This window comes from Streptomyces sp. V3I7 (assembly GCF_030817495.1).
Taxonomy (GTDB): domain Bacteria; phylum Actinomycetota; class Actinomycetes; order Streptomycetales; family Streptomycetaceae; genus Streptomyces.
In genome coordinates this window covers 4,229,859-4,255,115 of sequence record NZ_JAUSZK010000001.1, presented here as the reverse complement: position 1 = coordinate 4,255,115, position 25,257 = coordinate 4,229,859, and the positions used below count along the sequence as shown (strand labels likewise).

The following is a 25,257-nucleotide window of genomic DNA, read 5'->3' as shown; positions in this document are numbered from 1 at the left end:
CCTTACTTGCCGTAGGCCTTACTTGCCGTAGTACGCGTTGTAGATCGAGATCGTCGACTTGTTGCCCTTCTTGTCGGCGATCTTCGCGTGGAAAGAGATGGCCTTGCCGCGACCGGGGTTCCGGACGGTGATCCGGCCGTTACGAACCTCGGCCTTCCTCCAGGTCTGCCCGTAGTCGTACGACACCCACACGCCCAGCGAGCCCAGGTTGCCGCCCGCGGCGGCGCCCTCGACGGTGACCGGGAAGGTGGTCATGCGGCCGGCCGGGACCCGGCCGTCCAGGCCCGTGCGGGCGTTGAAGCGGGCGGTGGACGCCGGGAGTCTGACCGGCGCGGAGCCGGAGGCGGCCTTCGAGCGGAAGGTCCAGCTCGCGTCGATCCGGGTGGACGCCGCGGCGACCGCGGCGCTGCGCTTCACCGAGGTGGTCAGCTTGTACTCGGCGTCACCGGAGGGCACCTTGAAGGGCTTGACGCCGAACAGCGGGTCGTCGGTGGAGCCCACCTTGGTTCCGTTGCGGTACAGGGTCGTGGTGGCCGAGGTGAACTCTGACCAGCCGGCGTGCTTGTGGGCGTCGGCGAACAGCGGCAGCGAGCCGTAGAGGTCGTTGCCCTCGCGGTACAGACCGAAGACGGAGTTGAGGTGCGGGCCGAAGACGGCCGTGTTGAACGTCTTCGAATAACTCTTGCCCGCCGCGAAGGACTGCGGCGCACCCAGCGTGTAGGCGGCGTCGGCGATCGGGAAGCCGTCCTCGTCGGTCCCGCCGTCCTGCTCGAATTCGAGCGCCCAGCGCACCCCGCCCTGCGCGGACAGGTGCAGCGTGCGGGTGCCGGGAAGGGACTGGCTGATGCCGATGGAGGAGGCACCGGAACCCTCGGGCAGCCAGCCGACCGCGTTGACCGAGCCCCTCTTGCCGCTCGCCGCCGCGCCCATGGCGACCTTCACCGTGGCGAGGTCGGCGGCCTTGTAGTGCTTGGTGTAACCGGTGGCGAGCTGCTTGACGTGGGTGCCGGCCGTGGTGTCGAACTCCTGGGTGCGGCCCTTGCTCCAGTGGCCGTCCCACTGCTGGTACAGCGAGCCGTCGGTGATCTGCGGACCGAGGTGCGCGGTGCGGAAGTTGCGGTACGAGTCCAGGAACCACCCGAAGCCGTAGCTGTTCCCGCCGCCCACCGTGATGTCGTACCCGGGCGAGGCGAACTCCGACACGGCGCCGGCGTCGGGGACGGTGATGTCCACCGGCCTGGCCTTGCGGGCGTCCACGGTGAGCGTGGTGTTCCGGGTGAGGCTCAGCTTCGGCTGCGCGATCCAGTCGATGCCCTTGGCGGCGTCCATCGGGTCCCCGAAGACCGAGGTGTTGAGGATGTACGTGCCCCTGGGCGCGCGGACCTTGACCGTGCCGGAGGGGTCGTACGGCTCGAGCCAGGTGCCGTTCGCCAGGCCCGCGACGCCGGTCAGGTCGGTGTTGTAGTACGGGGCCGGCTTGCCGTCGCGGCCGATGAACTTCAGCGTGACGTCGTACGACTCCACCTCGCGCTGCACCGCGGCCGCCGTGCGGACGCTCTGCCCGCCGCCCCTCGCGGTCACGTACGCGGAGTAGGCGCCGTCGGCGGTGCCGCCGAGCTTGGTGTTCACCGTGAGGGCGACGGAGGCCGTGCCGTGCGCCGGGACCGTCACGCTGCTCGCACCGAGCGTGAAGAAGCCCGCCGGGGCGGCCTGGCCCGTGGGTCCTGTGGCGGTGCTGGTCAGGCCGAGCGTGACGTCGCTGTCACCGAGGTTGCGGTACGTCAGTTGCCTGGTGAGCGGCTTGTCGTCGCTGTGCGGCCACTGCTGGACGCCGAAGCTCAGCGACACCGGGTCGGCGACCACGGACTGGGTGATGGCCTTGTCGGCCTGGATACGGCCCGAACCCTGCTGGAACGGCGTGTAGTCGCCGCCCTTGGCGGAGCCGGTCAGCGCGCCCTTCAGTTCCGTGTAACCCCAGCCGGGGTGCTCCTGCTTCAGCAGGGCGGCGGCGCCGGCGACGTGCGGGGTCGCCATCGACGTACCCGAGATGGTCAGGTAGCCGGGCGGATTCTCGCCGACCTCCTGGTCGATGACGCTGCCCTTGGCCGCGGCGGCGGTGATGTCCACGCCGGGCGCGGTGACGTCGGGCTTGATGGCGCCGTCGCCGCCCCGGGGGCCGGTGGAGGAGAAGTCGGCCAGCTTGTCCTTGCCGTCGACGGCGCCGACGGTGAGGGCGGCGTCCGCGCTGCCGGGCGAACCGATCGACTGCGGGCCCTCGTTGCCCGCGGCGATGGCGAACAGGATGCCCTTCTCGGCGGAGAGCTTGTTCACCTCGGCCTCGAGCGGGTCGGTCTCCGGGGTGTCGTAGCCGCCGAGGCTGAGGTTGACGACATCGGCGCCCTGCTGGGCCGCCCACTCCATGCCGGCGAGGATCCCGGAGTCGTCGCCGGAGCCGGAGTCGTCCAGGACCTTGCCGTTGAGGATCTTCGCGTCGGGGGCGACGCCCTTGAACCTGCCGCCGGACCCGGCGCCGGTGCCGGCCGCGATGGAGGCGACGTGGGTGCCGTGACCGAAGTGGTCGCCGGCGTCGTCGGCGCCCGAGAAGTTCCGGGACTCGACCACCTGGTCCTTGAGGTCCGGGTGGCTCGTGTCGACGCCGGTGTCCAGGACGGCGATCTTCACGCCCTTGCCGGTGTAGCCGGCCGCCCACGCCGTGGGGGCGCCGATCTGCGGCACGGACTTGTCGAGGCTGGCCTTGCGGACGCCGTCCAGCCAGATGTGCGCGATGCCGGAAGCGGCCTTGCCGTGGTCGGTCACCGCGTTCCACAGTTCGGGGGTTTCCCCGGCCGGGGTCTGCACCGCGTCGGCGTTGAGGGCCTTGAGGCTGCGGCGCAGGGTGCCGGAGTCGCGGACTTTGGCCTTGGCGGCCCTGGCTGCGCCCTGGTAGCCGACGATGACCTTCAGGCCGTGCTTCTGGGACCTGCGGGTGGCGGCCTTGGCCAGCTCGGTGACGTCGAACAGCCGCCGGTCGATCTTGCCGGAGGCGACCAGGCGGGCCGCGTCGGCGGGGACGACGAGGGTGTGGCCGTCGGCCCGGCGGACCTGGACGGGTATGTGCTCACGCCCCTCGGCCCGCTTCAGGCCGGTCACCCTCCCCTTGGCGTCGACGGCGACCCGGTCGCCGGTGATCAGGGTGACGTGGTGCGGGGCGGCGAACGACGCGGCCGCGGAACGGGCACCCGGCTCGGGCTTCGCCGACGCCGGGCTGGTCATGCCGGCGGCGAGGGCCACGGCTGCGGCGGTGGCGACGGCTGTCGCGGCCGATCTCTTCAGTTGTCTGCGCAAGACTCCCCCTGGAGATGAGAGACCGGGCGAATTCCCCGTTCGCCCGGCCGGGGGAAGTCTCGTACACGCGTGCGTCGATCACCCCCCGGAGTACGCAGTATGCAGGGAGTGATGGCGGCGCTCAAGGGATCGACCAAGGATGGGACGCACTCGACCGGAAACAGCGGTGCCGCCCCCGAAGAGGCGGCACCGATGCGCTGAGCGGGAGTGGGGTCAGACGGCCGAACCGGCCTTCCACTGCGCCCAGTCCATGTTCCAGCCGTTGAAGCCGTTGTCGGGCGAGACGGTCTTGTCGCCCGTGTTGGTGACGACCACGACGTCACCGACCATCGAGTGGTCGAAGAACCACGCGGCCGGCGTGTTCGGGTCCTTCGCGCCCTTCTTGTCCTGCAGGCCCACACAGCCGTGGCTGGTGTTCACGTGGCCGAAGACACCCGGGCCGCCCCAGTAGTTGCCGTGGATGAACGTGCCGGAGCTGGTGAGGCGGATGGCGTGCGGCACGTCCTTGATGTCGTACTCGCCCTTGCCGTCGTCGTCGGTGAAGCCCACGGTCGCGCCGTTCATGCGCGTCTCCTTGAACTTCTCGGCCATCACCATCTGGCCCTGGTACGTCTTGTTCTCGGGCGAACCGGCGGAGATCGGGATGGTCTTGATGACGTTGCCGTTGTGCGTGACCTTCATCTGCTTCGTCTTGGCGTCGACGTAGCTGACCTGGTTGCGCGCGATGTGGAACGTCACCGTCTTCTGCTGCACGCCCTGGACGCCGGGGGCACCCTCGACGCCGTCGAGCGCCAGCTTCAGCGTGACGGTGGAGTTCTCCTGCCAGTACTTCTCCGGGCGGCAGTCCATGCGGTTGGCGTTGAACCAGTGGCAGGCGACCTCCTGGCCGCTGCTGGTGCTGACCGTGATGCCCTTCTGGACCGCGGCCTTGTTGGTGATCGCCTTGTCGAAGTTGATCGACACGGGCATGCCCACACCCACGGTGGAACCGTCGTCCGGCGTGAAGCTGCCTATGAAGCTGTTCGCCGGGGAGACCGTGGTGAACGAGGCGTTCTCGTGCGCGACACGGCCCTCGGAGTCCTTGGCGGCCGCCGCGACCTTGTAGGTCGTGGACCGCTCCAGCTGGGCGTCGGGCTTCCAGGTCTTCTTGTCCGCGGAGAGGGTTCCGGAGACCGAGTCGCCGTCGGCGGTCGCCATCGTCACGTTCGTGAGCGTTCCCTTGCTCACGGTGACGGAAGCCGAGTTGTTGATGGACGCGTTGGTCGACCCGTCCTTGGGCGTGATCGTGATCTGTGCCTCGGAGGACTTCTTGGCAGCGGCCTCGTCGACCTGGGCCTGCGAGCTGTCGCCCGACTGCTCGGCGTCGGCGCCGGAGCAAGCCGTCAGCACCAGCACGCCGCCGAGCAGTGCGGACGCGGCCGTCAGGCCCTTGCGCCGCTTACTGTTCGTCATCACACGCTTCTCCATCGTTGCCGGAAATCCGAAAAGACACGAGATATCCCCGTTGAGAACTTTCAACGCCAAGACCGGTTCATCCCGTTCCGCATTCCTCGGAGATGTGGGACACGCCACGTCTGCCGACGGGTGATGAGTGGTCGATCCGTGCGCCCCCTGAGACGACGAAACCCCGGGCGGCGGTTGCCGCCAGGGGTCACGGATTCCCCGGAACGCTCAGCCGATGCCGCCCTGTTCGTCGTCGTCCTCGACATCATCGTCGTCGAAGTCCCCATCAGGCGAATCGGGGTCGTACTCGATGTGCTCGCTGGACCAGGAAGCCTGGTGGAGTTCGACGCCCGGCACCTCGGCGAGCAGGTCGAACGGATCGACGAGGTAGGCCAGCGCCTCGGCTGTGTCCTCTGTCACAGTGGCCTCGACCTGGGCCCGCTCCTCCTCCGGCAGGTCCGGATCGGCGGATTCCTCCGCAAGTCGACTCAGTGCGGCCTTGGTCACAGCCTTCTCGTCCTCCACCTCGAGGACCAGCTCGACGCGAAGGCGCACAAAACGCGTTGTCTCTGGAGTGCTCATGACCGGAGAGTACGGCTGAAACCTCCCGTGACTTTCCCGTGACCCGCGACTTTCACTAACATCGCCTCACACGGCCAATTCGCCAGCGTCACAAGGGGATCGATCTTCCGTGTCATCCGCGCGCCGCCCGCTGCTGACCGCCACCGCCGCGGGAACTCTCCTGGCCGCCCTGTGGTTCGTCCCGTCCGCCAACGCGACCCAGGACGCCACGGCACAGGCGGTGTCCTCGGCGGCCTCCGCGCCCCAGGTGACCCAGCAGGCCAGAGCGATGTCGCAGGTCAGCGCAGAGTCGGCCCAGGACGCGGGGGTGACCGGGATCACAGGGACCGCCGGGACCACCGCCGAGTCCGCAACGGACGGCACCCGGCTCGCCGACACCGGAAGCTTCGACACCACCCCGTACGTCGCCATCGGAGTACTCCTCCTCGGCGTGGGCGCGGGGTTCGTCGTCTACTCGGTGCGCCGGGAGCGCCTCGAGTTCTGAACGGCCCCGGCTCGTACGTGACTTGAGTCGGGCGGCACGTTCGTGAGACCCGGGCCCCGCACCGCGCGCGGGGCCCCGAGTCCATTCAGCGCAGCGGGCCGGTCACCGTCTCCGCCGCCGCGACCAGCCGCCCGTCGCGCACGAAGGCGTCGGCGGCCGCCAGGTCGGGGGCCAGGAAGCGGTCGGGGCCCGGGCCCTGGACGCCCGCGGCCCGTGCGGCCTCGATGACGGCCCGCGTGGCGGGCGCCGGGGTGAGGCCCTCGCGCAGCTCGACGGCGCGGGTGGCGGCGTACAGCTCGACGGCGATGATCCGGGTGAGGTTGTCGACGGCGGTGCGCAGCTTGCGCGCGGCCGACCAGCCCATCGAGACGTGGTCCTCCTGCATGGCGGAGGACGGGATGGAGTCCGCGGACGCCGGTACGGCCAGCCGCTTCATCTCGCTGACCAGGGCGGCCTGCGTGTACTGGGCGATCATGAGCCCGGAGTCGACCCCTGCGTCGTCCGCGAGGAACGGCGGCAGGCCGTGGCTGCGGTTCTTGTCGAGGAGGCGGTCGGTGCGCCGCTCGGCGATGGAGCCGAGGTCGGCGGCCGCGATCGCGAGGAAGTCGAGCACGTAGGCGACCGGGGCGCCGTGGAAGTTGCCGTTGGACTCCACACGTCCGTCGGGCAGCACCACGGGGTTGTCGACGGCGGCGGCCAGTTCCCGCTCCGCGACCAGGCGGGCGTGGGCGAGCGTGTCCCGGCCGGCGCCGGCGACCTGCGGGGCGCACCGTACGGAATAGGCGTCCTGGACGCGGGGCGCGTCGTCCTGGTGGTGCCCGGTGAGGCCCGAACCCTTCAGCACGGCCAGCATGTTGGCGGCCGCGGCGGCCTGTCCGGGGTGCGGCCGGATGGCGTGCAGCTCGGGGGCGAGCACCTTGTCCGTGCCGAGCAGTCCCTCCAGGCTGAGGGCCGCGGTGATGTCGGCGGACTTGTACAGCCTCTCCAGGTCGGCGAGGGCCATGACCAGCATGCCGAGCATGCCGTCGGTGCCGTTGAGGAGGGCGAGGCCCTCCTTCTCGCGCAGCTCCACCGGCGCGATGCCGTGCTCGGCGAGGAGTTCACCGGCGGGGCGCACGGTCCCGTCGGGGCCCTCGGCGTCGCCCTCCCCCATCAGCGCCAGCGCGCAGTGGGACAGCGGGGCCAGGTCGCCGGAGCAGCCGAGGGAGCCGTACTCGTGCACGACCGGGGTGATCTGGGCGTTGAGCAGGTCGGCCATGGTCTGCGCAACCTCGGGCCGTACGCCGGTGTGCCCCGAGCAGACGGTCTTCAGGCGCAGGAACATCAGGGCCCGTACGACCTCCCGCTCGACCCGCGGGCCCATGCCGGCAGCGTGCGAGCGGACGATGTTGCGCTGGAGCTGGGCACGCAGTTCCGGGCTGATGTGCCGGGTCGCCAGGGCGCCGAAGCCCGTGCTGACGCCGTAGACCGGATCCGGCTTGGCCGCGAGCGCGTCCACGATCTCCCGGGCCGCCGCGAGGGCCGCCACCGCCTCCTCCGACAGCTCGACCCGCGCGCCGCCGCGGGCCACGGCGAGAACGTCGGACGCGGTGACCCCGGACGTCCCCACCACCACAGTGTGCATATTCATATTCAGGGAGCGTACGCACTGAATGTCGCGATGTCACTAGTGGGAGGCGGGTCTGACCCTTACCCGTCAGGGGCGCCGTCCCCGGAACCTGCGGCGCTCCGCCGGGGCCTCGGGCGCGGGTGCGTCCGCGAGCCGGACGACCGGATCGTCCGGACCCTCGCGGCCGGCGATCACCGGCCGGTCCGCGCGGACGGCCTTGGCCTGGTACTGCGCGGCGTCAGCGAGCCGGAACAGCCGCCGGGCCGAGCGGACCGGGCCGACCAGGTCCTCGGTCGAGGCGACACCGCACGCGACCCCCTCGCCGAGCTCCAAGTCGGTGGCGCGGCGGCACAGTTCGTCCGCCGCCTTGACCACGTCGTCGGCCGCGGCGCCCACCACGAGCAGACAGAACTCGTCGCCGCCGAGGCGGGCCGCGAACGCGCCCGGCAGCATCGCCCCGCACAGCGACAGCACGGAGCCGAAGCGTTCGAGGAGCCGGTCGCCGACGGCATGCCCCCGGGTGTCGTTGACCCGCTTGAGCCCGTTGAGGTCGCAGACGACGAGGCTGACCACCACGCCCTCGGTCCGGTGCCGCTCGATGGCCTCGTCGAGGCGCGTGTCGACGGCGCGGCGGTTGGCGAGCCCGGTGAGCGCGTCGGTGTATGCCAACCGCTCGACCTCCTCCAGCCGTTCGGTCTGCGCGATCCCGGCCGCGACGACCGCGGCGAGGACGGTCGCGAAGTCGGCGTCGGCCGGGCCGAAGACGGGCGCCCCGGCCGCACGCGCGACGTACAACTCGCCCCAGGCGAGGCCGTGCAGCACGACCGGCGCGACCACGCAGCAGCCGCGCCCGCGCCGGCGCAGGGCGTCGACGCGCTGATGCGAGTAGCCGGGGCGGCCCGCGGCGGCACCGGCGGCGGTCTCGACCCAGGCGTTGGGGCCGCCGCCGCCCACCCACCGCTCGTGCAGGAACTCGGTGATCTCGGGGAACCGGTGGACGGGGTAGGTCTCGGCGTCCGGGAACTCCTCCTCGTCCTCGGCCCGCTCCCCCACGTTCACGAGGACGCGCAGCCGCCCGAGGCCCCGCTCCCACACCGACAGCGCGGCGAAGGTCCCGTCCAGCGCCCGGCACGCGCCGACCGCCGCGGCGCGCCACGACGCACGCGGGTCGTGCGCCGCCGCCATCCCCCGCGCCAGCGCAACCACAGCCGCGAGCCGCTCGTCCTCACCCATTACTCCAGGTTAGGTAGATTCCGGGCGATTCGGGACATCGGTGCGGCGATCAGGTGCCCCTCGGGCCGGCCGATCACGCGCCCCCGCGGCTCACTCCCCGGGCCACTCGGGCTTCCGCTTCTCGTTGAACGCCGCCACACCCTCCGCCCGGTCCCCGGAGAACGCCACCGACCGCCAGGCAGCATCTTCGACCTCAAGCCCGGCCCGCAGGTCGAGCCCGTGCCCGAGCCGCAGCGCCCGCTTCGCCGCCCGAAGTCCGACCGGGGAGTTGCCGGCGATCCGGGCGGCCAGGGCCAGCGCCTCCTCGCGGTCGCGCCCCTCCTCCACCAGCTCGTCCACCAGCCCCAGCTCCCGCGCCTCGGCCGCCTCCAGCCGCCGCGCCGAGAAGATCAGCTCGGCCGCCCGCGCCGCCCCGACCCGGCGCGGCAGCAACTGCGTACCGCCGCCGCCCGGAATGACGCCGACGGACACCTCGGGCAGGCCCACCACGGCCGTCCGGTCGGCCACGATCAGGTCGCAGGCCAGCGCCAGTTCGAAGCCGCCGCCCAGCGCGAAGCCGTGCACGGCGGCGATCGTCGGCATGGGCAGCTCCAGCACCCCGGTGTAGGCGCCCCGCGCGACCGGCCGCTGCCGGACCAGCTCCGCGTCCGTGAAGGAGTTCCGCTCCTTGAGGTCGGCGCCGACGCAGAACGCCCGCTCGTGCGTCGACGTCACGACGACCACGCGCGCGTCCCGGTCGGCGGCGAGCGCGTCGCACGCGGCGGCGATGGAGCGGGCCATCTCCGTCGACACGGCGTTCATGGCCTTGGGCCGGTCCAGCACGAGCTCCGCGACATGTCCGTGCCGCCGCACCAGCACGAACTCCCCGAACCGCTCCTCGCTCATGACATCCTCCGGTCGACGCGTTAACGCGGGTTAACTTCTTCGGCTCCGATCATCGCAGCCGGCAGCGGCCGGGAAAAGAGGCGGCCGGGGTGTCCCCGTTCGAGTGACATCCGGGACAACTCCCCGCCCACCGCCCACGGGAGCGCATAGCGTGCCCTCGCCGTGCCGTCCGCCGCGCCCGCCAGGGCCCCGTCGGGGGCACGCGAGGGGAGGGATCGTCGTGAAGCACATATCCGAGGGCCGTGCCGCGAGCGGACGCGCCGATGTCGTGGCGGCGCCCGGCGCCCGCCGCGGACGGCATCGCCGGCCCCGGCCCCGCCGGGCGCTGCTGGCCGCCGGAGGGCTCGCGCTCGCCGCGGGCGCGCTGAGCCTCGTCCGCTCGGCCCCCGAGTCCGGTGTCGGTGGCCCGGGTCCCGCGGAGGCCGAGCCCCGGCTGAACGAACGGGGCGGCGTCACCGAGCTGCCGGCGAACGCGGCGGCCACCGTCGGCGCGGCCCGGCCCTCGGCCACGTCCGTCATGGGCGGGGCGAGCGCACCCGTGCCGACCACCACCGGCACCACCGCCCCGGCGGCCACGGCCACCTCGCTGCCCGCTTTCCTTCCCGGCGGCGCGGAGAGGGTTCCGACCACCATCCCGACGGCCGTCGTACGGACGCCCGGCGCCCCGGCGACGACCGGTGCGGCACCCCGGCCCTCGGCCACCTCGTCCGCTCGCCCGTCGACTCCGCCTCCGGCTACCGCTCCGAGTCACAGCACGCCCGCGCCCGCGCCGAGGCCGGCCTCGCCCGGAACGGTGTGCGTACCCGTCATCGGGCTGTGCGTCGGCCCGCTGCGGCTGCCCGCCGTGCAGGAACGTTGAGGCAGAACGCCGGGGGCGGTCCCGCCGGATCCGGTCCGAGCCGGGTCAGGACTCCCCGTTGCGGCGGGTGAGCAGCCAGGGCTCCACCACGCCGAGCCCGCGGACCGACCGCTGCCACATCGGGCGCAGCGCGAAGCGGTACGTCGGCGGGTCCTCGCCCTCCTTCTCCGCGGCGGCGACGGCCTCGGCCGCCTCCGCCTCCGAAGCGGGTGCCTCACCGGTGCGGATGAGCTCCTGGGCGAAGGCGCTGTCCACGAGGACGGCGTCGCGGGGCGCTATCGACGTCAGCCGGGAGGCGAGGTTCACGGTCGTACCGAAGACGTCGCCCATCCGGGTGGTGACCGTGCCGAAGGCCATGCCCACGCGCAGTTCCGGCATGGTCTCGTCGTTCGCCATGGTCTCGATGAGGCGGAGGGCGACCTCGGCGGCGACGCCCACGTCGTCGGCGGCGTAGAGCACCTCGTCGCCGAGGGTCTTGATGAGGCGTCCGCCGCGCGCGGCCACCAGGTCGGCGGCGGTGGTCTCGAAGGCCTCGACGAGTTCGCCGAGCTCCTCCTCCTCCATCCGGCGGGTCAGCCGCGTGAACCCGACGAGATCGGCGAAGCCGACCGCGAGCCGCCGGTCGACCATCTCCTCGTCGTCGACGGCCTGGACGACGCGGCCGGTCGCGGCGGCGAGCTGCCGGCGCCAGACGTAGACGAGGAACTCCTCCAGCTCGGGCAGGAGCAGCTCGACCAGGGGGTACGTCACCTCGGTGCGCGTCATGCCCGGCTCGGGCGGCTCGGTCAGCCCCTCCAGGAAGGAGTCGATCTGCCACTCGGCCAGACGGGCGGTGGTCTGCCCGGTGGACCGGGCCACCTGCACGGCCATGGCCTCGCTGAGCAGGCCCGCCTCGACCAGGCCGGCGAGGCGGCGCAGCGCGAGGACGTCGGCCTCGGTGAGGGCCTTGGCCTGCCCGATGTCGGCGAAGCCCATGGCACGCCAGAAGCGGGAGGCGAGTTCCATGGAGACGCCGGCGCTGCGGGCCGCCTGGAAGGGGGTGTAGCGGCGCTCGGCGCCCAGGATGAGGCTTTCGAGCCGCAGGGCGAGCGGGTCGTCGCCGGACTCGGCGGCGGGAGCGTCCTCCCCCTCGGCCGAAGCCGAGGGCAGGGGAGGGTCCACCCGGCCGTCCGCGTCCGCGCCGGAGCCCGTGTCGTCGACGGTCACGCCTGCTGCCCTTCCGATCTGCCGCGGTCACGTATCGACCGGCCTCAACTCTACGGCAGGTGTGCGCCAGCTCACTCCGTCGGGTTTGGCGGATGGGTGGGGTGTCCAGCGTCGTCATGTCACCCAGCGTCGGTGTGGCCGACCTGGGGCTCCGCCCCCAGACCTCCGGGCCATGCCCACCCACCACCCGTTTACGGTCGGCCAAGAAGTGAGCGTTTCAGGCCCACCGCGCGATTCGAACCCACCGAGTCGGTGGCGGGTGGGCCTAGGCCGGGTCCCGGGGGCGGAGCCCCCTGGGACCGTGACCGCCGCTGCCGGCCGCACGGCCACGGCTCACGCCGGCCTCAGGTGCACGATGTCGCCCGCGCCCACCGGTTGCTGCACGCCGTTCTCCGTGGCGAGGACCAGGCGGCCGTCGCCGTCGATGGCCACCGCCTCGCCCGTGAGCGAGCGGTCGCCGGGGAGTTCGGCGCGGACCGTGCGGCCGAGGGTGGCGCAGCCCGCGGCGTACGCCTCCTGGAGGCCGCTGGCCAGCGGGTCGCCGCCGGCCGCGCGCCAGCGGTCGTACCACTCCTCCAGGGAGCGGAGGACGGCCCGCAGCAGCGGGTCGCGGTCGGTGTTCCCGGCTCCCGCCAGGGCCAGCGAACCGGCCTGCGGGACGGGGAGTTCGTCGGCGCGGAGGGTGACGTTGATGCCGACGCCCACGACGACGGCGTCGTCCCCGGCGCGCTCGGCCAGGATGCCGCCGGCCTTGCGCTCCTCGTCACCGACGGTCACCAGCAGGTCGTTGGGCCATTTGAGTGCCGTGTCGACGCCGGCGACGCGCGCCAGGCCGGTCGCCACCGCGACACCGGTGAGCAGCGGCAGCCAGCCCCAGCGCTCCACCGGGACCTCGGCGGGCCGGAGCAGTACGGAGAAGAAGAGGCCGGAGCGGGCCGGTGCCGTCCACTGGCGGTCGAGCCGCCCGCGGCCCGCGGTCTGCTCCTCGGCGACGAGCACCGCGCCCTCGGCGGCCTTGCCCTCCCGGGCCCGTGCCACCAGGTCGATGTTGGTGGAGCCGGTGCGCCGCACCACCTCCACCTCGGACCACAGTCCGCCCTCGCGCACCAGGCCTCGCCGCAGCGCGGCGGCGTCGAGGGGCGGGCGGTCGAGGTCGGACCATCGGCTGCTGTTGTCGTCTGAGGCATCTCGCGGCGTCATGCGAACCAGCCTAGGTTCCAGCCCCTGGAAGCTGAGGTTCACGGGCGCTCGGCCGCCGCTGCTTCTGGGCATCCCCCTCGCCCACTGTGAAGAGGATCGGAGTGTGGGAAACGCCGCACTGCCGATCGGTAGGCACAGCACTACTCTACGGCTGAGTAACCGTCCCCCCTTTTGAGCAGGCAGGGAGCCGCATCCCGATGTCCGAGCCGGAAGAGATCGACATTCACACGACCGCGGGCAAGCTGGCTGATCTCCAGCGCCGCATCCAGGAAGCGACACACGCCGGCTCGGCACGCGCTGTGGAAAAGCAGCACGCCAAGGGCAAGTTGACGGCTCGTGAGCGGATCGAGCTGCTGATGGACGAGGGATCGTTCATCGAGCTGGACGAGTTCGCCCGGCACCGCTCCACCAACTTCGGGCTGGAGAAGAACCGGCCGTACGGAGACGGCGTCGTCACCGGGTACGGCACCGTCGACGGGCGTCCCGTCGCCGTCTTCTCGCAGGACTTCACCGTCTTCGGCGGGGCCCTCGGCGAGGTCTACGGCCAGAAGATCGTCAAGGTCATGGACTTCGCGCTGAAGACCGGCTGCCCGGTCATCGGCATCAACGACTCCGGTGGCGCGCGGATCCAGGAGGGCGTCGCCTCGCTGGGCGCGTACGGCGAGATCTTCCGCCGCAACACCCATGCCTCCGGCGTGATTCCGCAGATCAGCCTGGTCGTGGGGCCGTGTGCGGGCGGGGCGGTCTACTCCCCGGCCATCACCGACTTCACGATCATGGTCGACCAGACGTCGCACATGTTCATCACCGGCCCCGACGTCATCAAGACGGTCACCGGCGAGGACGTCGGCTTCGAGGAACTCGGCGGCGCGCGCACGCACAACAGCACCTCCGGCGTGGCCCATCACATGGCCGGGGACGAGAAGGACGCCATCGAGTACGTCAAGCAGCTGCTGTCGTACCTGCCGTCCAACAACCTCTCCGAGCCCCCGGTGTTCGCGGAGGAGGCCGACCTCGCCGTCAACGACACCGACCGCGAACTGGACGTCCTGGTTCCGGACAGCGCCAACCAGCCGTACGACATGCACGCGGTGGTCGAACACGTCCTGGACGACGGCGAGTTCTTCGAGACCCAGCCGCTGTTCGCGCCGAACATCCTCACCGGCTTCGGCCGCGTCGAGGGCCAGCCGGTCGGCATCGTCGCCAACCAGCCGATGCAGTTCGCGGGCTGCCTCGACATCACCGCGAGCGAGAAGGCCGCGCGCTTCGTGCGCACCTGCGACGCCTTCAACGTGCCCGTGCTGACCTTCGTCGACGTCCCCGGCTTCCTGCCGGGCGTCGACCAGGAGCACGACGGCATCATCCGCCGCGGCGCCAAGCTGATCTTCGCCTACGCCGAGGCCACGGTCCCGCTGATCACCGTCATCACGCGCAAGGCCTTCGGCGGTGCCTACGACGTCATGGGCTCCAAGCACCTCGGCGCCGACATCAACCTGGCGTGGCCCACCGCCCAGATCGCCGTCATGGGCGCCCAGGGCGCGGTCAACATCCTGCACCGCCGCACCCTCTCCGAGGCCGAGGCCGCCGGTGAGGACCTGGAGGCGGTGCGCGCCCGGCTGATCCAGGAGTACGAGGACGCGCTCCTCAATCCCTACGTCGCGGCCGAGCGGGGCTACGTCGACTCGGTGATCATGCCGTCGGACACCCGCGCCCACATCGTCCGCGGGCTGCGTCAGCTGCGCACGAAGCGGGAATCCCTTCCTCCGAAGAAGCACGGCAACATTCCCCTCTAGGCCGCCCGGGAGCCACTGTGACGATCAAGGTCGTACGGGGAAATCCGACCCCCGAGGAGCTCGCCGCCGCCCTGGCGGTGGTCCAGGCCCGCGCCGCGGCGGCAGCGTCCCTGCCGCCCGGCGCCCCGGGCCCCAGAGACTCCTGGTCCGACCCCGCCCGCATCGCAACCCGCCGCCTACCCCAGCCAGGGCCCGCGACATGGACCCGCACCTACTGGCCAAGCTAGCGACAGTTCCCCTCAGGGGCGCGAGGAACCGCGCACGTCACTAGGGTCTGTCGTTTGGATCAGGCCGGCTGTGAGGTGCGGTACTTCTCGACCGACCCGAGCGGGTCTGGTGCGTGCAGCTGCAAGGCGGAGGAGGGCGTCAACGCGATGGGGGTCCCCCCGCGCGAGCGGAGCCGAGCGTGGGGGAGTTGGCAACCGACGACAACGCGGCAGATGTGCGTGCCAGGCCCCGCGACGCCGGGATGATCCAAACGACAGGCCCTAGTCTAGAACCCCGGCCTCCGATTTAAGTACCCGTACTCAGGCAAACCGCCGGAGGCACCCGCACGCTGGACCACATGCTGTGGTCCGACCCCGAGAACGAGCCGCCGGAGGAACTGCGCGCAGCGCAGGACATGCTCCGGCGGCTCGGCCTCATCGTCGCCCTGGCCATGGTCCTCACCATGATCACGATCGGCCTGAGGTGAGGACCGGCTGAGATCCTGAGATGAGGACCGGCTGAGATGAGGACCGGCCGAGGCGAGCGCGGCGTCCCGGCTAACCTGATCGCATGACTGCAAAGCCGCGCAGGCGTCTCGTGCTCGCCTCCCAGTCCCCCGCCCGTCTGGGGCTGCTCCGGCAGGCCGGGCTGGATCCCGAAGTGATCGTGAGCGGGGTGGACGAGGACGCGATCACCGCGCCCACCCCGGCCGAGCTGGCACTGGCTCTGGCCGAGGCCAAGGCCTCGGTCGTGGCGGCCCGGCCGGAGGTGCAGGGCGCGCTGGTGATCGGCTGCGACTCGGTGCTGGAGCTGGACGGACAGGCGCTGGGCAAGCCCGCGGACGCCGAGGAGGCCACCGCCCGCTGGAAGTCGATGCGCGGGCGGGCGGGGACGCTCCAGACGGGGCACTGCATCTGGGACACGGAGCAGAAGCGGTACGTCGCCGCGACCGCCTCCACCGTGGTCCGCTTCGGCGAGCCCACCGACGAGGAGATCGCGGCGTACGTCGCCTCGGGCGAACCCCTCTACGTCGCCGGGGCGTTCACCCTCGACGGCCGCTCGGCGCCGTTCATCGAGGGCATCGACGGCGACCACGGCAACGTGATCGGCATCAGCCTGCCCCTCGTCCGGCGGCTGCTGAGCGAACTGGGCGTCGGCATCACGGAGTTGTGGACGCCGGCGGAATGAGCGGAGCGGGGATCGTGTCCCGCGGCTCCTGCCTGGCCTCCGGCTCCGGGGCGGCCGTCGTCCCCGGGGCCCGTGCCGGACGCCTGCCCCGCCGCCCCACTCTGGGCGTCGTACGTCATCAGGAGCAGCACGATCAGCGCCAGCACGACGACCATGAACAGGAACGCGGCCCAGCCCACCAGCCCCCACACGAGCGCGCCCAGCACTGCGTGCACCACGGCGGCGCTGATCAGCAGCACGCGGCCGAAGCCCGCGGGGGCGCGGTCGCGTATGCAGACGAGCAGCGCGACCAGGCCGCAGAGCGCGAAGTAGCACCCGAAGACCAGCCCGCCGATCTTCGACGACGTCGACATCATGTCCGGGTCGAGCCCGGCCAGGGACATGTCCTGCCGGCCGACGACGACGCCGAGGAACCAGTTCAGCGCCGCGACGCCGAACGCCTCAGCAAAGAGGACGACCGCCAGGATCCCTGCCACCGGTCTACGTACCACCGGTCCCCACCACCTTCGCTCCAGCCCGGCAAGGGCTGCTGTTACCTGCAGTACGTGCGAGCACCGCGAAGGCTACTAACGGGTAAAGCGGGGGGCAAGGGTCCGGCCGCCGCCAAGGAATCATTGGGCCATTCGTAGGGACTCCACAAAGAAACGAAGTGGGGCGCGGCACGCTCTCACAGAGACCTTGGCCACATGACAGGGCTAGGGTTTTCCGGAGGAGTCCTGCGTACCGAGGTGCGACAAGGGCTTTCGTGGGTCGAGTGAGCCGCGCATCACGCTCCGTGTGGGCAAGGTCACCATTGGGGACGGGTCGAAGTGCCGTGTCGGCAGTCCCTAAACTCGGCTTGTTTCAAGGAGGGAGCCTCAATCGTGCGCAAGGTGCTCATCGCCAACCGTGGCGAAATCGCTGTCCGCGTTGCCCGGGCCTGCCGGGACGCCGGGATCGCGAGCGTGGCCGTATACGCCGACCCGGACCGGGACGCTCTGCACGTCCGGGCGGCGGATGAGGCGTTCGCCCTGGGCGGTGACACTCCGGCCACCAGCTACCTGGACATCGACAAGGTGCTGAACGCGGCCCGCGAGTCCGGCGCCGACGCCATCCACCCGGGGTACGGCTTCCTCTCCGAGAACGCCGACTTCGCGCAGGCCGTGCTGGACGCCGGTCTGATCTGGATCGGTCCGCCGCCGCAGGCCATCCGCGACCTCGGTGACAAGGTCGCCGCCCGGCACATCGCCCAGCGCGCCGGCGCGCCGCTGGTCGCCGGTACGCCCGACCCGGTCTCCGGTGCCGACGAGGTCGTGGCGTTCGCCGAGGAGCACGGCCTGCCGATCGCCATCAAGGCCGCCTTCGGCGGTGGCGGTCGCGGTCTGAAGGTCGCCCGCACCCTCGAAGAGGTCCCGGAGCTGTACGACTCCGCCGTCCGCGAGGCGGTCGCCGCCTTCGGCCGGGGCGAGTGCTTCGTCGAGCGCTACCTGGACAAGCCGCGGCACGTGGAGACCCAGTGCCTGGCCGACAGCCACGGCAACGTGGTCGTCGTCTCGACCCGTGACTGCTCCCTCCAGCGCCGTCACCAGAAGCTCGTCGAGGAGGCGCCCGCGCCGTTCCTCTCCGAGGCCCAGCTGGCGGAGCTGTACTCGTCCTCGAAGGCGATCCTCAAGGAGGCCGGCTACGTCGGCGCCGGCACCGTCGAGTTCCTCGTCGGCGCGGACGGCACGATCTCCTTCCTGGAGGTCAACACCCGTCTCCAGGTGGAGCACCCGGTCACCGAGGAGGTCGCCGGCATCGACCTCGTGCGCGAGATGTTCCGTATCGCCGACGGCGAGGAGCTCGGCTACGACGACCCGGCGCTGCGCGGCCACTCCTTCGAGTTCCGCATCAACGGCGAGGACCCGGGCCGCAACTTCCTCCCGGCTCCCGGCACCGTCACCCGCTTCGACGCGCCGAGCGGCCCGGGCGTACGCCTGGACGCGGGCGTGGAGGCAGGCAGCGTGATCGGCCCCGCCTGGGACTCGCTGCTGGCCAAGCTGATCGTCACCGGCCGCACCCGCAAGGAGGCCCTGGAGCGGGCCGCCCGTGCGCTGGAGGAGTTCCAGGTGGAGGGCATGGCCACGGCCATCCCGTTCCACCGCGCGGTGGTGAGGGACCCGGCGTTCGCGCCCGAGCTGACCGGCTCGGAGGACCCGTTCACGGTGCACACGCGCTGGATCGAGACCGAGTTCGTCAACGACATCAAGCCGTTCGCCGCTCCGGCCGACGCCGAGGCGGAGGAGGACGGCGGCCGTGAGACCGTCGTCGTCGAGGTCGGCGGCAAGCGTCTCGAGGTCTCCCTGCCCGCGTCCCTCGGCATGAGCCTGGCGCGTACGGGCCTGGCGGCCGGCGCCAAGCCGAAGCGCCGCGCGGCCAAGAAGTCCGGCCCCGTCGCCTCCGGCGACACCCTCGCCTCCCCGATGCAGGGCACGATCGTCAAGATCGCGGTCGAGGAGGGCCAGGAGGTCAAGGAGGGCGACCTGATCGTCGTCCTCGAGGCCATGAAGATGGAACAGCCCCTGAACGCCCACAAGGCCGGCACCATCAAGGGCCTGACCGCCGAAGTAGGCGCGTCCCTCACCTCGGGCGCCCCGATCTGTGAGATCAAGGACTGACGGCACCATTCCCGCTGACGCCCGGTGGACCGACTTCCGGTCTACTGGGCGTCACGCTTTTCCGACACCCGAGGGCAGCCGCCCCAAAGGGGCGCGGGACTGTATCCGATATGCGGCTCCGCCGCGTGGGCGCGCCCAGCCACGACCCACCCGGCGGCCGGCCGCCGGCAGAACCTGACGGCGAATCCACGCGAGCCCTGCGACATAGGCCGGCCGGACCACCCCAGGGGCGCGGGACTGTATCCGATATGCGGCCCCGCCGCGTGGGCGCGCCCAGCCACGACCCACCCGGCGGCCGGCCGCCGGCAGAACCTGACGGCGAATCCACGCGAGCCCTGCGACATAGGCCGGCCGGACCACCCCAGGGGCGCGGGACTGTATCCGATATGCGGCTCCGCCGCGTGGGGCGCGCCCAGCCACAAGCCACACCCCACCCGCAGCCGCCACGAAAGCACAGCCCCCACGGCGGGCAGGCGCCGAACCGCCCCCAGCCGGCAGGCTAACGACGGCGCAGGTCTGCGACCCGCCCCCGTTCGCCGCCCGGGGCCGGCTGGTCGGCCAGCGTCGCGGCCGACCGAAGCCCGCCCCCGGACAACTGCCCCCGTCGGGGCCCCGGCAGGGAAGCCCGCTGACGCGCCGCGGGGGCATGGTCACCCCCCGGGCTTCCGGTCGCCCCCGCCACGGCGATCTGCACCCCCTGATCGGCGAGAGCCTGCAGCTCGGTGGCGGCGCGGTCGTCGTGCGCGGGCGGGTCGTCGGTGACCAGGCGGGTGATGACGTCCGTCGGCACCGTCTGGAACATCGTGTCCGTACCGAGCTTGGTGTGGTCGGCGAGGACCACGACCTCCGCGGCCGCCTGGACCAGGGCCCGGTCGACGGACGCCGAGAGCATGTTGGACGTGGACAGCCCGCGTTCGGCGGTCAGGCCGCTCCCGGAGAGGAAGGCCTTGGAGACCCGCAGCCCCTGGAGCGACTGCTCGGCACCGGAGCCGACGAGGGCGTAGTTGGAGCCGCGCAGCGTGCCGCCGGTCATCACGACCTCCACGCGATTGGCGTGCGCCAGCGCCTGGGCCACCAGCAGGGAGTTGGTGACGACGGTCAGCCCGGGCACCCGCGCGAGCCGGCGGGCCAGCTCCTGCGTGGTGGTCCCCGCCCCGACCACGATGGCCTCGCCCTCTTCGACGAGCCCCGCGGCGAGATCGGCGATGGCCGTCTTCTCGGCGGTCGCGAGATGTGACTTCTGCGGAAAGCCGGACTCCCGCGTGAATCCGCCCGGCAGTACCGCACCGCCGTGCCGGCGGTCGAGGAGTCCTTCTGCCTCCAGTGCGCGCACGTCCCGCCGTACGGTCACTTCGGAGGTCTGGACGACGCGGGCGAGCTCACGGAGCGACACCGCTCCATTCGCTCGCACCATTTCGAGGATCAATTGGCGACGTTCTGCAGCGAACACGAAACTGACAGTAACCCCAACGATCGTCTGGTTTCAGCAGTTTGCGCCGAATAACAGATGTTGTTCGCAGGGGCGGGTGCGAAGTGGTATAGGAATCGCCCCACCTCACCCGGAGTGCACGACGCCCGTGCCGGGGTCCTCTTCACCGTGCCTCGTCAGGCCTCGCCGGCCGTCTTGCGAGTCTGGAGCTGACGCGCCACCTCGGCGATCGACCCCGAAAGGGAGGGGTACACGGTGAAGGCGTTCGCGATCTGTTCGACCGTCAGGTTGTTGTCGATGGCGATCGAGATCGGGTGGATGAGCTCCGAGGCGCGCGGCGACACCACGACGCCGCCGACCACGATCCCGGTGCCCGGGCGGCAGAACATCTTGACGAAGCCGTCGCGGATGCCCTGCATCTTGGCGCGCGGGTTGCGCAGCAGCGGCAGCTTCACCACACGAGCGTCGATCTTGCCGGCGTCGACGTCGGCCTGGCTGTAGCCGACGGTCGCGATCTCGGGGTCGGTGAAGACGTTGGAGGAGACCGTCTTGAGGTTCAGCGGGCTCACCGTGTCGCCGAGGAAGTGGTACATGGCGATACGTCCCTGCATCGCGGCGACCGAGGCCAGTGCGAAGACGCCGGTCACGTCGCCGGCGGCGTACACGCCCGGCGCGGAGGTGCGGGAGACCCGGTCGGTCCAGATGTGGCCGGAGTCGCGCAGCTTGACGCCGGCCTCCTCCAGGCCGAGGCCCGCGCTGTTGGGGATGGCGCCGACGGCCATCAGGCAGTGCGTGCCGCTGATGACGCGGCCGTCGGAGAGCGTGACCTCGACCCGGTCCCCGACGCGCTTGGCGGCGGAGGCGCGCGAGCGGGACATGACGTTCATGCCGCGGCGGCGGAAGACGTCCTCCAGGACGGCGGCGGCGTCCGGGTCCTCGCCGGGCAGCACGCGGTCGCGGGAGGAGACGAGGGTGACCTTGGAGCCGAGAGCCTGGTAGGCGCCGGCGAACTCGGCGCCGGTGACACCGGAGCCGACCACGATGAGTTCCTCGGGGAGCTCGGTGAGGTCGTAGACCTGGGTCCAGTTGAGGATGCGCTCGCCGTCGGGCTGGGCGTCGGGCAGCTCGCGCGGGTGGCCGCCGGTGGCGATGAGGACGGCGTCGGCGGTGAGCCGCTCCTCGGTGCCGTCGGCCGCGGTGACGACGACCGTACGGGAGCCGTCGAGGGCCTGCATGCCCTCCAGGCGGCCGCGGCCGCGCATGACGCGGGCGCCGGCCCGGGTGACGGCGGCGGTGATGTCGTGCGACTGCGCGAGCGCGAGGCGCTTCACCCGCCGGTTGACCTTGCCGAGGTCGACCCCGACGACGCGCGCCGCCTGCTCGATGTGCGGGGTGTCGTCGGCGACGATGATGCCGAGCTCCTCGTAGGAGGAGTCGAAGTTGGTCATCACCTCGGCCGTCGCGATGAGGGTCTTCGAGGGCACGCAGTCGGTCAGCACCGACGCTCCGCCCAGGCCGTCGCAGTCGACGACGGTCACCTCCGCGCCGAGCTGAGCGGCCACCAGGGCCGCCTCGTATCCGCCGGGTCCGCCACCGATGATCACGATCCGAGTCACGTACTCCATTGTCCCGCACGCCTCCAAGTGACGGCGCGGCGGGGGCACGGGTGGCCCTCGGGGCCGGAACGAGCTGGAGTTCCGGCTGCCGTACCCTCGGTCCATGTCGCTCTATGCCGCGTACGCCGGCAATCTCGACGCACGGCTGATGTCCCGCCGCGCCCCGCACTCCCCGCTGCGCGCCACCGGCTGGCTGAACGGATGGCGGCTGACCTTCGGCGGCGAGCAGCTCGGCTGGGAGGGGGCGCTGGTGACACTCGTCGAGGAGCCCGGCTCCCAGGTCTTCGTCGGGCTGTACGACCTCGCTCCCCCGGACGAGGACTCCCTGGACCGCTGGGAGGGCGTGGGCCTCGGCATCTACCGCCGCGCCAGGATGCGTGTGCACACCCTCGACGGCGAGGAGCCGGCCTGGGCGTACGTCCTGAACGGCTACGAGGGCGGCCTGCCGTCGGCCCGCTATCTGGGCGAGATCGCCGACGCCGCCGAGTCGGCCGGGGCGCCCCACGACTACGTGATGGAGCTGCGGAAGCGGCCTTGCTGAGGGGCTTCTTTCGCCCCGGACTCGTCGGAAACGACAGGACAACGATCGCAAACGCGTGAGCACCGTCATCTACGCGCGTAGGCCGAGAGCGGCTACCCTCGACGGCGTGAACGCATCTCTTCTTCCGGACGACATCCAGGGCGACCCCTACGCCGCCGCCGACGCGGCCGCCGCGCGCCTGCGCGAGCTCACGGGCGCCGAGTCCCACGACGTCGCCCTCGTGATGGGCTCCGGCTGGGCTCCGGCCGTCGGCGCCCTGGGCGCTGCCGACGCCGAGTTCCAGGTCACCGAGCTGCCCGGCTTCCCGCCGCCGGCCGTCGCGGGGCACGGCGGCAAGGTCCGCTCGTACGCCATCGGTGACAAGCGCGCGCTGGTCTTCCTCGGCCGTACGCACTACTACGAGGGCCGGGGCGTCGCCGCGGTCGCGCACGGTGTGCGTACCGCCGTCGCCGCCGGCTGCAAGACCGTCGTGCTGACCAACGGCTGCGGTGGTCTGCGCGAGGGCATGCGGCCCGGGCAGCCGGTGCTGATCAGCGACCACCTGAACCTGACGGCGACCTCGCCGATCGTGGGCGCGAACTTCGTGGACCTGACCGACCTGTACTCGCCGCGGCTGCGGGCGCTGTGCAAGGAGGTCGACCCGTCGCTGGAGGAGGGCGTGTACGCCCAGTTCCCCGGCCCGCACTACGAGACGCCGGCCGAGATCCGCATGGCGCGGGTGCTGGGCGCGGACCTGGTGGGCATGTCGACCACGCTGGAGGCCATCGCCGCGCGTGAGGCCGGCGCGGAGGTGCTGGGTATCTCGCTGGTGACGAACCTCGCCGCCGGGATGACGGGTGAGCCCCTCAACCACGAGGAGGTTCTGCAGGCCGGGCGTGACTCCGCCGCGCGGATGGGTGAGCTGTTGGCACGGGTGCTTGGGCGGCTGTGACGGGGGGGGTCGCGGCTCCGCCGGGGGCCCGGGGGTTCGCCCACGCGCGGCTCCGCCGGGGGCACCGGGGGTTCGCCCACGCGCGGCTCCGCCGGGGGCACCGGGGGTTCGCCCACCCACCCGTTCGACTCGGCTAGTTGGAAGGTGACGCCCCGGGGCTCCGCCCCGGACCCCGGCGGGGACTGCGTCCCCTGCACCCCTCGCGGGGCTCCGCCCCTGCCCCCGACGGTTCCGCCCAGCCCGTACCCGACGGCGCCGCCCCCGTCCGCACCCCTTGCGGGAGCCTCCGCCCCCGCATCACGCTCCCCCTACCCTGAGCCCCTGGTCCCCTGTCGGACGGATGGGCAAGCGCCGGGGCACAGCCCCCAGGTACGAACACACGAGAGGTTGACCCAACGTGCACGACGATCTCATCGCACGGGCCGCGGCGTGGCTGGCCGAGGATCCTGACGCGGAGACCCGTGAGGAGCTCGGCAAGCTCATCGACGCCGGGGACGCCACGGAGCTCGCCGCGCGATTCAGCGGCACCCTCCAGTTCGGCACCGCGGGGCTGCGCGGCGAGCTGGGCGCGGGGCCGATGCGGATGAACCGTTCCGTCGTCATCCGCGCCGCCGCCGGTCTCGCCGCGTACCTGAAGAAGAACGGTCAGGCCGGGGGCCTGGTCGTCATCGGCTACGACGCCCGGCACAGGTCGGCCGACTTCGCGCGCGACACCGCCGCCGTGATGACGGGCGCCGGGCTGCGGGCCGCCGTACTGCCGCGGCCGCTGCCCACCCCGGTCCTCGCGTACGCCATAAGGCACCTCGGCGCGGTCGCGGGCGTGGAGGTCACCGCCAGCCACAACCCGCCCCGTGACAACGGCTACAAGGTGTACCTGGGCGACGGTTCCCAGATCGTGCCGCCCGCCGACGCGGGGATCGCCGCCGAGATCGACGCCATCGCCTCCCTCGACGACGTGCCGCGTCCGGACGCGGGCTGGGAGATCCTCGACGACTCCGTCCTGGACGCCTATCTGGCCCGTACCGACGCCGTCCTCTCCCCCGGCTCCGCGCGCGGCGCCCGCACCGTCTACACGGCGATGCACGGCGTGGGCAAGGACGTCCTGCTCGCCGCCTTCGCACGGGCGGGCTTCCCGGAGCCGGTGCTCGTGGCCGAACAGGCCGAGCCCGACCCGGACTTCCCGACCGTCGCCTTCCCCAACCCGGAAGAGCCCGGCGCCATGGACCTGGCCTTCGCGCAGGCCCGCGCGAGTGAGCCGGACCTGGTCATCGCCAACGACCCCGACGCCGACCGGTGCGCCGTCGCCGTCAAGGACGGGGAGCGGTGGCGGATGCTGCGCGGGGACGAGGTCGGCTCGCTGCTCGCCGCCCACCTCGTACGGCGCGGCGCGCGCGGCACGTTCGCCGAGTCGATCGTGTCCTCGTCCCTGCTGGGCCGGATCGCCGAGAAGGCCGGGCTGCCGTACGAGGAGACCCTGACCGGCTTCAAGTGGATCGCCCGCGTGGACGGGCTGCGCTACGGCTACGAGGAGGCCCTCGGCTACTGCGTGGACCCCGAGGGCGTCCGCGACAAGGACGGCATCACCGCCGCCCTCCTGATCACCGAGCTCGCCTCCGAGCTGAAGGAGCAGGGCCGCACCCTGCTCGACCTCCTCGACGACCTCGCCGTGGAGCACGGACTGCACGCCACCGACCAGCTCCCGGTCCGGGTCGAGGAGCTGTCGCTCATCGCCGACGCCATGCGCCGCCTGCGCGAGCAGCCGCCGACCGAGCTGGCCGGCCTCGCCGTCACCCGCGCCGAGGACCTGACCCGGGGCACGGACACCCTGCCGCCCACCGACGGCCTGCGCTACGCCCTCGACGGCGCCCGTGTCGTCGTCCGCCCCAGCGGCACGGAGCCCAAGCTGAAGTGCTACCTGGAGGTCGTCGTGCCGGTCACCGCGCACGCCGACCTGCCGGCGGCCCGCACTAAGGCCGCCGAGCTACTCGCCGCCATCAAGCGGGACCTGTCGGCCGCCGCCGGAATCTGACAGCCGGAAGGGGTGGGGTCTACCGGGATCCCGGTAGACCC

20 protein-coding genes and 1 pseudogene are annotated in these 25,257 nt (G+C 72.0%); 10 read left to right on the top strand and 11 right to left on the bottom strand.

Annotated features, from left to right (window positions below):
* Window positions 1-18 precede the first annotated feature (18 nt).
* From QFZ74_RS19920 to QFZ74_RS19910, 3 genes are all read right to left on the bottom strand, one after another.
* The gene (locus QFZ74_RS19920) at window positions 19-3,273 is read right to left on the bottom strand and encodes a S8 family serine peptidase (protein ID WP_373462487.1); all 3,255 of its coding nucleotides are present in this window, start codon (window positions 3,271-3,273) and stop codon (window positions 19-21) included.
* Window positions 3,274-3,558: 285 nt separating this feature from the next.
* The gene (locus QFZ74_RS19915; protein ID WP_307622153.1) at window positions 3,559-4,797 is read right to left on the bottom strand and encodes an Ig-like domain-containing protein; all 1,239 of its coding nucleotides are present in this window, start codon (window positions 4,795-4,797) and stop codon (window positions 3,559-3,561) included.
* Between the two features lie 219 nt (window positions 4,798-5,016).
* Entirely contained in the window at window positions 5,017-5,370 is a 354-nt protein-coding gene (locus QFZ74_RS19910; RefSeq protein WP_307622152.1) for a hypothetical protein, read from the bottom strand.
* Between the two features lie 109 nt (window positions 5,371-5,479).
* Here QFZ74_RS19910 and QFZ74_RS19905 point away from each other — a divergent pair, with 109 nt between their 5' ends.
* Window positions 5,480-5,854, top strand: coding sequence for an LPXTG cell wall anchor domain-containing protein (locus QFZ74_RS19905; protein ID WP_307622151.1), 375 nt, complete (start codon window positions 5,480-5,482; stop codon window positions 5,852-5,854).
* A gap of 85 nt (window positions 5,855-5,939) precedes the next feature.
* Here QFZ74_RS19905 and hutH read toward each other — a convergent pair whose 3' ends face one another.
* The 3 genes from hutH to QFZ74_RS19890 all read right to left on the bottom strand — a co-directional run bounded on the left by hutH (window position 5,940) and on the right by QFZ74_RS19890 (window position 9,581).
* Window positions 5,940-7,478 (bottom strand): histidine ammonia-lyase, encoded by a 1,539-nt coding sequence (gene hutH, locus QFZ74_RS19900; RefSeq protein WP_307624215.1) that lies wholly within the window; start codon window positions 7,476-7,478, stop codon window positions 5,940-5,942.
* Window positions 7,479-7,550: 72 nt separating this feature from the next.
* Entirely contained in the window at window positions 7,551-8,696 is a 1,146-nt protein-coding gene (locus tag QFZ74_RS19895) for a GGDEF domain-containing protein (RefSeq protein ID WP_307622150.1), read from the bottom strand.
* A 90-nt stretch (window positions 8,697-8,786) separates the two neighbouring features.
* Window positions 8,787-9,581, bottom strand: coding sequence for an enoyl-CoA hydratase/isomerase family protein (locus QFZ74_RS19890; protein ID WP_307622149.1), 795 nt, complete (start codon window positions 9,579-9,581; stop codon window positions 8,787-8,789).
* A gap of 220 nt (window positions 9,582-9,801) precedes the next feature.
* Here QFZ74_RS19890 and QFZ74_RS19885 point away from each other — a divergent pair, with 220 nt between their 5' ends.
* Window positions 9,802-10,440, top strand: a complete 639-nt coding sequence (locus QFZ74_RS19885; RefSeq protein ID WP_307622148.1) for a hypothetical protein — start codon at window positions 9,802-9,804, stop codon at window positions 10,438-10,440.
* 45 nt (window positions 10,441-10,485) lie between these two features.
* Here the strand turns inward: QFZ74_RS19885 and QFZ74_RS19880 are convergent, their stop codons facing one another.
* Both QFZ74_RS19880 and QFZ74_RS19875 read right to left on the bottom strand, forming a co-directional pair.
* Window positions 10,486-11,646, bottom strand: coding sequence for an adenylate/guanylate cyclase domain-containing protein (locus tag QFZ74_RS19880; protein ID WP_307622147.1), 1,161 nt, complete (start codon window positions 11,644-11,646; stop codon window positions 10,486-10,488).
* Between the two features lie 333 nt (window positions 11,647-11,979).
* Window positions 11,980-12,846, bottom strand: a complete 867-nt coding sequence (locus tag QFZ74_RS19875) for a biotin--[acetyl-CoA-carboxylase] ligase (protein ID WP_307622146.1) — start codon at window positions 12,844-12,846, stop codon at window positions 11,980-11,982.
* Between the two features lie 197 nt (window positions 12,847-13,043).
* Here QFZ74_RS19875 and QFZ74_RS19870 point away from each other — a divergent pair, with 197 nt between their 5' ends.
* The 4 genes from QFZ74_RS19870 to QFZ74_RS19855 all read left to right on the top strand — a co-directional run bounded on the left by QFZ74_RS19870 (window position 13,044) and on the right by QFZ74_RS19855 (window position 16,034).
* Entirely contained in the window at window positions 13,044-14,639 is a 1,596-nt protein-coding gene (locus QFZ74_RS19870; protein WP_307622145.1) for an acyl-CoA carboxylase subunit beta, read from the top strand.
* A 17-nt stretch (window positions 14,640-14,656) separates the two neighbouring features.
* Window positions 14,657-14,866, top strand: coding sequence for an acyl-CoA carboxylase epsilon subunit (locus QFZ74_RS19865; protein ID WP_307622144.1), 210 nt, complete (start codon window positions 14,657-14,659; stop codon window positions 14,864-14,866).
* 338 nt (window positions 14,867-15,204) lie between these two features.
* The gene (mmpB, locus tag QFZ74_RS19860) at window positions 15,205-15,333 is read left to right on the top strand and encodes a morphogenic membrane protein MmpB (protein WP_307622143.1); all 129 of its coding nucleotides are present in this window, start codon (window positions 15,205-15,207) and stop codon (window positions 15,331-15,333) included.
* Between the two features lie 83 nt (window positions 15,334-15,416).
* Window positions 15,417-16,034: a nucleoside triphosphate pyrophosphatase gene (locus tag QFZ74_RS19855; RefSeq protein ID WP_307622142.1), complete on the top strand. Its 618-nt coding sequence runs from the start codon at window positions 15,417-15,419 to the stop codon at window positions 16,032-16,034.
* On the opposite strand, the pseudogene QFZ74_RS19850 reads toward QFZ74_RS19855, so the two are convergent.
* A pseudogene (locus tag QFZ74_RS19850) lies at window positions 16,006-16,525 on the bottom strand (hypothetical protein). The gene QFZ74_RS19855 and the pseudogene QFZ74_RS19850 sit on opposite strands and share 29 nt — an antisense overlap.
* Window positions 16,526-16,897: 372 nt before the next feature.
* Here QFZ74_RS19850 and QFZ74_RS19845 point away from each other — a divergent pair.
* Entirely contained in the window at window positions 16,898-18,670 is a 1,773-nt protein-coding gene (locus tag QFZ74_RS19845) for a biotin carboxylase N-terminal domain-containing protein (protein WP_307622141.1), read from the top strand.
* A gap of 499 nt (window positions 18,671-19,169) precedes the next feature.
* On the opposite strand, the gene QFZ74_RS19840 is transcribed toward QFZ74_RS19845, so the two are convergent.
* Together QFZ74_RS19840 and QFZ74_RS19835 are read right to left on the bottom strand one after the other, a co-directional pair.
* Window positions 19,170-20,096: a DeoR/GlpR family DNA-binding transcription regulator gene (locus QFZ74_RS19840; RefSeq protein ID WP_307624214.1), complete on the bottom strand. Its 927-nt coding sequence runs from the start codon at window positions 20,094-20,096 to the stop codon at window positions 19,170-19,172.
* 179 nt (window positions 20,097-20,275) lie between these two features.
* Window positions 20,276-21,724: an NAD(P)H-quinone dehydrogenase gene (locus tag QFZ74_RS19835; protein ID WP_307622140.1), complete on the bottom strand. Its 1,449-nt coding sequence runs from the start codon at window positions 21,722-21,724 to the stop codon at window positions 20,276-20,278.
* A gap of 94 nt (window positions 21,725-21,818) precedes the next feature.
* Here QFZ74_RS19835 and QFZ74_RS19830 point away from each other — a divergent pair, with 94 nt between their 5' ends.
* The 3 genes from QFZ74_RS19830 (at window position 21,819) to QFZ74_RS19820 (ending at window position 25,216) form a co-directional block, all read left to right on the top strand.
* Window positions 21,819-22,256 (top strand): gamma-glutamylcyclotransferase, encoded by a 438-nt coding sequence (locus QFZ74_RS19830; protein ID WP_307622139.1) that lies wholly within the window; start codon window positions 21,819-21,821, stop codon window positions 22,254-22,256.
* Between the two features lie 106 nt (window positions 22,257-22,362).
* On the top strand, window positions 22,363-23,187 hold the full coding sequence (locus tag QFZ74_RS19825; RefSeq protein ID WP_307622138.1) for a purine-nucleoside phosphorylase: 825 nt from the start codon (window positions 22,363-22,365) through the stop codon (window positions 23,185-23,187).
* Between the two features lie 397 nt (window positions 23,188-23,584).
* Window positions 23,585-25,216, top strand: a complete 1,632-nt coding sequence (locus QFZ74_RS19820) for a phospho-sugar mutase (protein WP_307622137.1) — start codon at window positions 23,585-23,587, stop codon at window positions 25,214-25,216.
* The last annotated feature ends 41 nt before the right edge of the window (window positions 25,217-25,257 follow it).